This is a genomic window from Micromonospora sp. NPDC049171, from assembly GCF_040648275.1.
GTDB lineage: Bacteria > Actinomycetota > Actinomycetes > Mycobacteriales > Micromonosporaceae > Micromonospora.
In genome coordinates this window covers 22252-33669 of record NZ_JBEZDJ010000042.1, presented here as the reverse complement: position 1 = coordinate 33669, position 11418 = coordinate 22252, and the positions used below count along the sequence as shown (strand labels likewise).

Sequence of the window (11418 nt, the reverse complement as noted above, 5' to 3'; positions counted from 1 at the left end):
CGGGAACGGATCACCCGGACCGGCCGGGTGATCCGCTCCCACCTCAGCACCCTCAGTGGGCGTTGATCCAGTTCAGGACGGCCTTGGCGGTCGTGGCGGCGTGGTCCTCCATCATCGTGAAATGGTCTCCCGGGACCTCCACGGCGTCCGTGGCAGAGGGAGCGGTCCCGCCGCCGAGAAGCTCCGCGGCCCGGATGCGGAGGGTGGGAAGGGCGATCTGGTCCGGGGTCCACGCGGAGAAAATCTTGGAGTACGCACCCAGTGCGGTGAGCCACACATCGTCGATCAGGCCGAGGTCCCGCTCCCGCTCGAAGAGCCCTCGAAGGATTCCCGCCTGTGCGGACGCCAGGACGGGACTGTCCGGCGCGTAGGAGTCGATCAGGACGAGGCCCGCCGGGACGAGGCCCCGCGCCTTGAGTTCAGCGGCGACGGCCTGCGCGATCCAGCCGGCCGAGGAGTACCCGACGAGCACGAATGGAGTTCCGTTCGCGACGGTCCGAACGGCGTCGGCGTGCAGGCGGGCCAGCGCGCGCACCGAGGCGGGCAGCGGGTCGCCCGCGGAGTAGCCCGGTTCCGGCAGCACCGAGACCTCGCAGACACCCGCGAAGGGTGCCGCGAAGCGGGCGTACTGGAAGGCGCCCGACAGGGCGACCAGGGACGGAAAGCAGACCAGGTGGGGGCCGGCCGGGCCCTGAGCCAGCCGGACCGGGTCCGGGACCTTCACCTCCCTCGAGGTCTCGTCGAAGTGCGGGCGCAGCCCCGAGGCGGTCACCGCCAACTCCAGGCCCTGATCGAATCTGCCCTGCTCGCAGGCCTGGCGGAACATGACCTCAAGCGAGCCGAACGACGGCTGCGGTGCCTGCGCGGCCACGCCGTCGGACGAGAGGTCCTTGAGCAGCCGCCGGGCCAGGTCCCCCGGCGTGGGGTGGTCGAACAGGAGCGTGGCCGGAAGGCGGAGCCCGGTGGCGGCGTTGAGGCGGTTGCGCAGTTGCAGCGAGGTCAGGGAGTCGAAACCGATCTCCTTGAACCCGCTTGCGGAACGCACCTCGTCCGGATCGCCGAAGCCGAGCACGGTGGCGACCTGGTTCCGGATGAGCTGGACCAGAACGGCCTCCTGCGCGGCGGCGTCCCGGCCCAGCAGGCTGCTGCGAAGAGCCTGCGGACCGTCGGGACGCGCCACCGGTTGCTGGGCCGGCGGCACGAGGCCCCGTAGCAGGTGCGGCAGAGTCCCCTCCTCGGCCCAGGAACGCAGGGCCGGCGGGTCCATGGGAGCAGGGACCAGGACCGGGGCCGACAGGGAGAGTGCGGTGTCGAACAGGTCCAGCCCCTCCTGCGCGGACATCGCCACCGCTCCGGAGCGGACCAGGCGGGTCACGTCGTCGCCGGTCCGCTGGGCCAGGTCCTCCCACAGGCCCCAGGCCAACGACTGCGCCGGAAGCCCGGCGGCACGGCGGTGCTGTGCCAGGGCGTCCAGGAACGCGTTCGCCGCGGCATAGGCGCCCTGGCCCTGCGAGCCGAGGATTCCCGCGGCGGAGGAGAAGAGGACGAAGGTCTTCAGGTCGAGATCCGCGGTGAGCTCGTGCAGATGCCAGGCCGCGTCCGCCTTGGGCCGGAGCACCGCGTCGAGACGGGAGGGGGTCAACGCGGAGACGACGCCGTCGTCCAGGACGGCGGCGGCGTGCACCACACCGGTCAGCGGACGGGAGAGCCCCGAAATCAGGCCCCGCAGGGCCTCGCGGTCCGCGACGTCGCAGGCCACGGCCGTCACCTCGGCCCCGGTCTGCGCCAGTTCGGCCACCAGGTCCGCCACGCCGTCCGCCTCGGGGCCCTGGCGAGAGGCGAGCACCAGATGACGCACCCCACGCTCCCGGACCAGGTGGCGGGCGAGCAGCCGTCCCAGCCCGCCCGTTCCCCCGGTGACCAGGAGGGTCCCGTCGAGATCCCACGGGCCTTCGGCGGAGCCGGAAGGCGCCACCCGGGCCAGCCGCGGCGCGCACAGCGCACCCTCCCGCACGGCCACCCGCGGCTCCCCGCAACTCGCCGCGACCGGAATCGCGCGCAACGACGCGTCGTGCCCGTCGCTGTCCACGAGGACGAAACGCCCGGGGTGCTCCGACTGGGCCGACCCGACCAGGCCCCAGAGCGCGGCCTGATCGAGACGTACACCGTCCTGCGGACGGACCACCGCCGCGCCGGACGTGACCACGACAAGCTTCGACGTGGCCAGCGCGTCCGCCGCCAGCCACACCTGGAGCTCCGCCAGCAGGCGGTGCGCGGCCGCACGGGCGGCGGCCGCCGCATTCCCGCCCGGGCCCGCGAACGCACCGGTGGACAGCACCACCGTGTCCGGGACCGGTGCGCCCTCCCGCACCGCGCCGACCAGCTCCGCGAGATCGGCGTACCGGCCGCAGCCCAGCTCCTCCAGGTGCCCCCCGGCCGTCAGTCGACCGGGCGCGACGGGAATCCAGTCGGGCTGGAAGAGGGCGTCGCGATGGCGTCCGCGCAGCTGCGCGATGTGCTCCTCGGAAATCGCACGGACGACGAGGGTGTCGACGGACAGGACCGGGGTGCCCGACTCGTCGGCCGCCACGATCGACACCGTGTCCGGGCCGACGCGGGCGAGACGCACCCGCAGACTGGTCGGGGCTGCCCCGTGCACCGACACCCCCGTCCAGGAGAAGGGGAGCCGCACCGGAGCGCCGGGGCTCACCGGGTCGGTGCCGCCCGCCGCGGCGAGTGCCTGCAGCGCGGCATCCAGCAGGGCGGGGTGCACGCTGAACCCGGCGGCGGTGCGCAGCCCCTCCGGCAGGGCCACCTCGGCGTAGACCTCGACGTTGTCGCCAGTGGTACGCCAGACGGCCTGGAGCCCCTGGAAGGCCGGTCCGTAGGTGTAGCCGGCCTCGGCGACCGCGGCGTAGAAGCCGTCGAGGTCGACCGGCTCCGCGCCCGCCGGGGGCCACTGCGTCAGGGCAGCTCCGGCCGGACCGGCAGCGCCCTTGGCCAGCACGCCCTCCGCGTGCTGGGTCCACGGCAGGTCCAGCCCCTCCGGCCGGGAGTACACGCCAAGCGTTCGGCGGCCCGACCCGTCCGCGGGACCGACCAGGACCTGCAGGCGAAGCGCACCGTCCTCGGGCAGCACCATCGGCGCGTGCAGGGCCAACTCCTCGATCAGGTCGCTGCCCGCCTCGGTGGCCGCGTGCATCGCCAGCTCGACGAAGGCGGTGCCGGGCAGCAGGACCGTGTCCCGCAGCGCGTGCCCGGCCAGCCACTGCTGGTCGGCGAGGGCGAGCCTGCCGGTGAGCAGGAGCGTGCCGGTGTCGGCCACCTCGACGGCGGCACCCAGCAGCGGATGGCCCGCGGCGTCGATGCCCGCGGACGACATGTCGCCCGGTCGCCGGGCGGGGACGTCCAGCCAGAACCGCTCCCGCTGGTAGGCATAGGTCGGCAGCTCCGTGCCACGCACGTCACCGGGGCCCAGCACGGGCTTCCAGTCGACCGGCACACCACGCACGTACGCCTCGGCGAGCGAACCCGCGAACCGTTCCCAGCCGCCCTCGTCGCGGCTCAGCGATCCCACCACGACGGTGTCCACGCCAAGGTCGGCGGCGATGGTCTGCACCCCCGTGCAGAGGGCGGGGTGGGCGCTCGACTCGACGAACATCCGGTACCCGTCGGCCAGCAGCGCACGTACCGCCGTCTCGAAGGCGACCGGCTCGCGCATGTTCCGGAACCAGTACTCGGTGCCGAGCATCCCGCCGGTCTCCACGAGGCCGCCCGTGACGGTGGAGTAGAAGGCGACAGACGACGGGCGCGATTCGATGGGGCCGAGAAGCGCCACCAGCGGTTCACGCACCCTGTCCACGACGGGGCAGTGAGTCGCGGCCGACGCCGAGAGCACCCTGGCCTTGATCCCGTCCGCCTCGCACTCGGCGACGAATTCGTGCAGGTCAGCGAGGTCGCCCGCGACGAGCACGGCGCCCGGCGCGTTGACGGCGGCGACCACGATGCTGCCGTGCCACCGGTCCATCCGCTCCTGCGCCAGCGCTGGGGACAGCCGGACCGCCGCCATCGCGCCGAGGCCGAGCAGTTCCTCCACGAGGAGGCGGCTGCGCAGCGCCACGATGCGCGCGGCGTCCGGAAGGCTCAGCGCGCCGGCCACGCAGGCTGCCGCGATCTCCCCCTGGGAGTGGCCGACGACGGCCGCGGGCTCGACACCGTGGCTGCGCCACAGCTCGGCGAGGGAGACCATCACCGCGAACAGCACCGGCTGCATCACATCGAGGCGCTCGATGGACGGCGCGTCGGCCGCCTGCCGGATGACGTCCAGCGGAGACCAGTCGAGATACGGCGACAGGGCCGCGGCGCACTCGGCCATCCGGGCCGCGAACACCGGCGAGTCCTCCAGCAGCTCGGCCGCCATCCCCGGCCACTGCGAGCCGTGGCCGGGGAAGACGAAGACGACCCTGCCGCTCAGGTTGGCCGTGCCCTGCGCCACGTTCGGCGCGGTCGCACCCTCGGCCAGGGCACGCAGGCCGTTCCTGAAGTCCTCCGGCTCCCGGCCCAGGACCACGGCGCGGTGGTCGAACGTCGAGCGCGTCGCCAGCAGCGCCCGGCCGACCCCGACGGGATCGGCGCCGTCCAGGTCGAGGAGGCGTTCGGCCTGCGCGCGCAGCGCCCTGCCGGTCTTGGCCGTCACGATCCAGGGCAGCACGTCCTGCGCCGGGGGCTCGGCACCGGGCTCCTCCCCCTCCTCGGCCTGCTCGATGACGACGTGGGCGTTGGTGCCCGAGACGCCGAACGAGGAGACACCCGCGCGGCGCGGTCGCCCGGTCTCCGGCCACGGCCGGGCCTCGGTCAACAGCTTCACCGCGCCCGAGGACCAGTCGATGTGCGGGGACGGCTCATCCACGTGCAGCGTCTTGGGGAGCAGCCCGTGCCGGATCGCCAGCACCATTTTGATCACGCCGGCCACGCCTGCGGCTCCCTGGGTGTGGCCGATGTTCGACTTGAGCGAACCGAGCCAGAGCGGGGCGTCCTCCGGTCGGCCCTGACCGTAGGTCGCCAGGAGAGCCTGGGCCTCGATCGGGTCGCCGAGGGTCGTACCCGTGCCGTGGGCCTCGACCGCGTCCACGTCGCGGACCGTCAGGCCGCCGTCGGCCAGTGCCTGCCGGATCACCCGCTGCTGCGAAGGCCCGTTCGGAGCGGTCAGTCCGTTACTGGCCCCATCCTGGTTCGTGGCCGTGCCGCGGACCACCGCGAGGATCCGACGGCCGTTACGGCGCGCGTCGGACAGCCGCTCGACCAGCAGCATTCCCACACCTTCGGAGAAGCCCGCCCCGTCGGCGGCGGCGGCGAACGACTTGCTGCGGCCGTCCCTGGCAAGCCCACGCTGGCGACTGAGCTCCCGGAACAGGGACGGCTGGGACATGATGGTGGTCCCGCCGGCCAACGCCATCGTGCAGTCCCCCTGACGCAGTGCCTGGGCCGCGAGGTGCAGGGCCACCAGCGAGGAGGAGCAGGCCGTGTCGACGGTGATCGCGGGGCCTTCGAGACCGAAGGTGTAGGAGATCCGGCCGGATGCCACGCTGGCCGCGCTGCCATTGCCGAGGTAACCCTCGAAACCCTCCATTCCGGACGGCATCCGCGTGCCGTAGTCGTTGTACATGACTCCGGCGAACACTCCGGTCCTGCTGCCCCGCACCGCGGCCGGGTCGATGCCGGCCCGTTCGAAAGCCTCCCACGAGGTCTCCAGAAGCAGCCGCTGCTGTGGGTCCATCGACAGCGCCTCGCGAGGCGAGATGCCGAAGAACGAGGCGTCGAAGTCGGCCGCGTCGTGCAGGAAGCCACCCTCGGTGGCATACGACTTGCCGTACGCCTCCGGGTCGGGGTCGAAGAGGTCGTCGGGCCAGCCGCGGTCGGTGGGGAAGGTCGTGATCGCGTCACCGCCGGCCAGCAGCAGGCCCCACAGGTCTTCGGGTGAGGCCACCCCGCCGGGGAACCGGCAGGCCATCCCCACGATCGCGATGGGTTCGTCGACCGCCGCGCCGACCGCGAGCGGTGCCACCGGCGACGCGGCGGCCAGGCCGGAGGCCCGCTCTGCCAGGTAGCCAGCCAACACGGCCGGGGTCGGATAGTCGAACACCAGCGTGGCCGGCAACTGGAGGCCGAGGAGTCCGCCGAGCCGGTTTCTGAACTCCACGGCGGTCAGTGAGTCGAACCCGACGTCCCGGAAGGCGCGGTCCGACCCGATCGCGTCCGGCGTCACGTGGCCGAGCACCGTGGCCGCGCTCCCCCGGACGATGTCCAGAAGCTCACCCGCCCGCTCCGCTTCTGGCAGACCCGCCAGGCGCCGTAGCAGGGCGTTGTCCGCGGTGCCCGGACCGGAGACGGCAGTGCGCCGGACCACGCCGCCGACCAGCCCCCGGAACATCGCCGGCACCATGCCTGGCACGGCCTGGGCCCGCAGGGCGGCCAGGTTGAGCGGGGCCACGACCAGGACAGCGTCCCCCGTGGCGGTGGCCTCGTCGAACAGCGCCACACCCTCTGCGGACGACATCGGCACCATGCCCAGCCGGCTGAAGCGTGACAGGTCGGCCTCTCCCAGACTCTCGGTGAGACCGCTGGCCTCCTCCCAGTAGCCCCAGGCCAGCGACTGGGCGGCCAGGCCCCGGGCCCGACGGGCCTGCGCCAGAGTGTCGAGGAACGTGTTGCCCGCCGCGTAGTTGGCCTGGCCGATGCTGCCGAAGACACCGGCGGCCGAGGAGAACAGCACGAAGGCGGCCAGATCGTGGTCGGCGGTGAGCTCGTGCAGGTGCCACGCGCCGTCGACCTTGGGACGCAGGACCTTCTCCAGGCGCTCGGCCGTCAACGCCTCGACCACCCCGTCGTCCAGCGCACCGGCCGCGTGCACCACGGCGGTCAGCGGGTGCGCGGCCGGGACGGCGGCGAGGAGTTCCTCGACCGCCGCGCGGTCGGCCACGTCGCAGGCCGTCACCGTGACCTCGGCGCCGAGCGCCGACAGCTCCCGTACGAGATCCGCCGAGCCCGCCGCGGCCAGGCCCTGCCTACTGGTCAGCAGGAGGTGCCGCGCGCCCCGTGTGGTCACGAGATGCCGGGCGAGCACCCCACCGAGGGTCCCGGTGCCGCCGGTGATCAGGACGGTCCCCTCCGGATCCCAGGCGCGCTGCGCGCTCTCGCCGGACGGCGGGGCGGAACGCACCAGCCCCGGGACGAGCAGCGTCCCACCCCGGACGGCCAGTTGCGGCTCACCGGAGGCGACCGCACGCTCGAGCGCCGCCAGCGACTCCTCCCGGTCGTCCAGGTCGACGAGCGCGATGCGGTCGGGATGCTCCAGCTGCGCGGCCCGCACCAGACCCCAGATCGCGGCGTGCGACAGGTCCCCGACCTGCTCGTCCGGCCTCGCCACCAGCGCGCCCCGAGTCACGAAGACCAGCCGCGAGGAGTCCAGGTGTGGGTCCTTCAGCCACCCCTGCAGCAGCCGGAGCGCGGTGCGGACGGCCCGGCGAGTGGTTCCCGGCACGTCTGCCGAGCCCGCGGGGAAGGTGGCCAGCACCACGCCCGGCGGTACGGAGCCCGAGGCCAGCGCGAAAGCCAGACCGCCCAGGTTCGGGTAGCGCTTGACCTCGGTGCCGTCCCGTCCCAGCGAGTCGGGGCCCACCATGGCCCACAGGTTCGGGGCAACGGTTTCCTGCGCCGGGGGCAGCGCGGTCCAGTCGATCCGGAACAGCGCGTCCACGCGACCGGGTCGACCGGCCGCGAGTTGGTCGGGAGTGATCGGCCGGGTCACCAGGGAGACGGCGGACAGCACCTGCGCGCCGGTGTCGTCCGCGACGGTCAGCGCCAGCTCGTCCGGACCGCCCGAGCGCAGCGCCACCCGCAGCCGGGAGGCCCCGGTGCGGTGCAGAACCACGCTGCGCCAGGAGAAGGGCAGCCGGAGTTCGTCGGTCGCGGACCCGCCCAGCCCCACGGCGTGCAGGGCGGCGTCCAGCAGCGCCGGATGCAGCCCGAACCGGCCGGCGGTGCGCTCCTCCTCCTCGTCCAGGGCGACCTCGGCGAACACCTCGTCGTCGCGCCGCCAGGCGGACGTCAGGCCCTGGAAGGCCCGACCGTACTCGTAGCCCGCTGCGGCAGCAGCGTCATAGAAACCCGCGACGTCCAGTGGCACCGCGTCGGCGGGGGGCCAGTCCGCCAGGGCGGGCCGCGCGGACGGTGCTCCCCCGGCGGCCAGGACGGCGCCGGCGTGGCGGGTCCACGGCACGTCCTCCGGGACACCGTCCGGGCGGGAGTGGACCGCGAGACTCCGCCGGCCGAGATCATCGGCCTCACCCACGGTCAACTGGAGCCGGACCGCACCCTGCACCGGGATCAGGAGCGGGGCCTCAAGCGTGATCTCCTCGATGAGATCACAGCCCACCTGGTCCCCCGCCCGGAAGGCGAGCTCGACGAACGCCGTGCCGGGGAGCAGGACGGTGCCGTGCACGGAGTGGTCGGCCAGCCAGGGGTGGCTGTTCAGCGACAGCCGTCCGGAGAAGAGGAAGGAGTCGCCGTTCGCCAGGCTGGTGACCGCACCCAGCAACGGGTGGTCCGCGCTCGCGAGGCCGGCCGCCGAGACATCGCCGGCGCCGGCGCCCCGCTCGGTGAGCCAGTAGGACTGGCGTTGGAAGGGGTAGGTGGGCAAATCCACCCGCCCGGCACCCACACCCTCGAAAACCACCCCCCAATCCACCTCAACACCCCGAACATAAACCTCACCCAACGACACCAACAACCGCCGCAAACCCCCATCACCCCTACGCAACGACCCCACCACAACCACCGACTGACCACACTCATCCACCGTCTCCTGCAACGCCGGCACCAACACCGGATGCGGACTAACCTCCACCAACGCCCGATGCCCATCACCCACCAAACCCCGAACCCGATCCTCCAACAACACCGTCTCCCGCAAATTCCGAACCCAATACTCAGCACCCAACTCCGCCGTATCCAACAAACCACCAGTCACCGTCGAATGAAACGGAACCCCACCCGAAACCGGCACCACCGACCCCAACACCTCAAGCAACCGCTCCCGCACCCCATCCACCTGCACCGAATGCGACGCATAATCCACCGGAACCCACCGCACCCGAACCCCACCAGCCTCACACTCAGCCACCAACTCCACCAACGCACCACGCTCACCCGACACCACCGTCGACCGCGGACCATTCACCGCCGCCACCGACACCACACCCCCCCACCGCCCCAACCGACCCCGCAACTCCCCCACCGACAAACCCACCGACACCATCGCACCCAACCCCGCCAACGACTCCCCAATCACCCGACTCCGCAACGCCACCACCCGCGCACCATCCTCCAACGACAAACCACCAGCCACCACCGCCGCCGCAATCTCACCCTGGCTATGCCCCACCACCGCAGCAGGCCGCACACCAAACGAAACCCACACCTCCGCCAACGACACCATCACCGCCCACAACACCGGCTGCACCACATCAACCCGCTCCAACGACGGCGCCCCCTCAACACCACGAAGCACATCAAACAACGACCACCCCGTAAACGGCACAAGCGCCGCCGCACACTCCGCCATCCGCCCCGCAAAAACCCCCGACTCCCCCAACAACTCCACCGCCATACCCACCCACTGCGACCCCTGCCCAGGAAACACAAAAACGGCACCAGTGGGTTGGTTTCCGCCGCCCGCCACGACACCGTGACCGTCGCGGCCGTCGGCCAGCAGGTCGAGACCGCGCAGGAGCTCGTCCCGGTCCTGCCCGATGACGACGGCGCGGTGACCGAACGTGTGCCGCCCGGCCAGGGCGGCGCCGACGGCCATCCGGTCCAGCTCCGGGCGGGCCTCCACATGAGTCTTGATCTGTGCGGCCTGGGCCCGCAGGGCCGTGGCGTCATGGGCCGAGAGCACCCACGGGAGCACGCTCGGGGCGGGCCGGTGGGCGGGCTCCTCGCCTTCGGGCGGTGGCGCCTGCTCGAGAATGACGTGCGCGTTGGTGCCACTGATGCCGAACGACGAGACGCCCGCGCGGCGCGGGCGACCCGTCTCGGGCCAGGGTCGGGGCTCGGTCAGCAGCTCGACCCCGCCGGACGACCAGTCGACGTGCGGCGTGGGCTCGTCCACGTGCAGGGTCTTCGGCAGCACGCCGTGCCGCAGCGCCATGACCATCTTGATCAGGCCGCCGACTCCGGCGGCGGCCTGGGTGTGCCCGATGTTCGACTTCAGCGACCCCAGCCAGACCCGGTCCTCCCGTGGCCGCTCCCTGCCGTAGGCGGCGAGCAGTGCCTCCGCCTCGATCGGATCGCCGAGCCGGGTGCCGGTGCCGTGCGCCTCCAGGGCGTCGATCTCGGCGGGGGTGAGCCGGGCGTTCGCCAGGGCCTGGCGGATCACGTCCTCCTGGGCCGGGCCGTGCGGGGCGGTCAGCCCGTTGCTGGCGCCGTCCTGGTTGATGGCACTGCCCTTGACCACCGCGAGCACCCGGTGCCCGTTGCGCCGCGCGTCCGAGAGCCGCTCCAGCAGCACGAGGCCGACGCCCTCGGCGAGTCCGGTGCCGTCGGCGGCGGCCGCGAACGCCTTGCACCGGCCGTCGGCGGCGAGGCCCTGCTGGCGGCTGAACTCCGCGAACACCTCCGGCGACGACATGATCATGGCGCCACCGACCAGGGCCAGCTCGCACTCCCCCCGGCGCAGGGACTGGCCGGCGAGGTGGAGAGCCACCAGCGAGGACGAGCACGCCGTGTCGACGGTGACCGCCGGGCCGGCCAGTCCAAAGGTGTACGCGAGGCGCCCGGAGGCGACACTTGCGGCACTTCCGGTGAGCAGGTACCCCTCGACGTCCTCGGGGACCGAGTGCAGGTTCGCCGAGTACCCCTGGAAGGAGGCGCCGACAAACGTGCCGGTCCGGCTGTCGCGCAGCGACGCGGGGTCGATGCCGGCCCGCTCCCAGACCTCCCAGGCCACCTCCAGCAGGAGTCTCTGCTGTGGATCCATGCCCAGCGCCTCGCGCGGTGAGATGCCGAAGACGGCCGGATCGAACTCGGCGGCGTCGTAGACGAAGCCGCCCTGGGCTACTGCCGGCTGGCCGTCGGGGGCGGGCGTGCGGATGCTGTCCACGTCCCAGCCGCGGTCCACCGGGAAGTCGGCGATCGCGTCGCCGCCGGAGTGGACCAGCTCCCACAGATCCTCCGGCGACCGGACCCCGCCCGGATACCTGCAGGCCATCCCCACGATCGCCAGGGGCTCGTGCGCCCCGTCCTCGATCTCGCGGAGCCGGCGGCGCGCCTGGCGCAGATCGGCGGTCGCGCGCTTGAGATAGTCGGTGAGCTGCTCGTCGGTCGCCATATCGCCCTCGTCTGTCTGATCGCTGATCTGCC

General features: G+C 72.7%; 1 protein-coding gene. It reads right to left on the bottom strand.

Annotated features, from left to right (window positions below):
• Positions 1 to 52: 52 nt before the first annotated feature.
• Positions 53 to 11386 carry a type I polyketide synthase gene (locus AB0B14_RS34525; RefSeq protein ID WP_357526266.1) on the bottom strand — a complete coding sequence of 3778 codons (11334 nt, stop codon included), beginning with the start codon at positions 11384 to 11386 and terminating at the stop codon, positions 53 to 55.
• Positions 11387 to 11418: the final 32 nt, after the last annotated feature.

Coding starts and splice junctions, on each gene's coding strand:
- AB0B14_RS34525 (WP_357526266.1), bottom strand. CDS start 11,386: ATGGCGACCGACGAGCAGCTCACCGACTATCTCAAGCGCGCGACCGCC.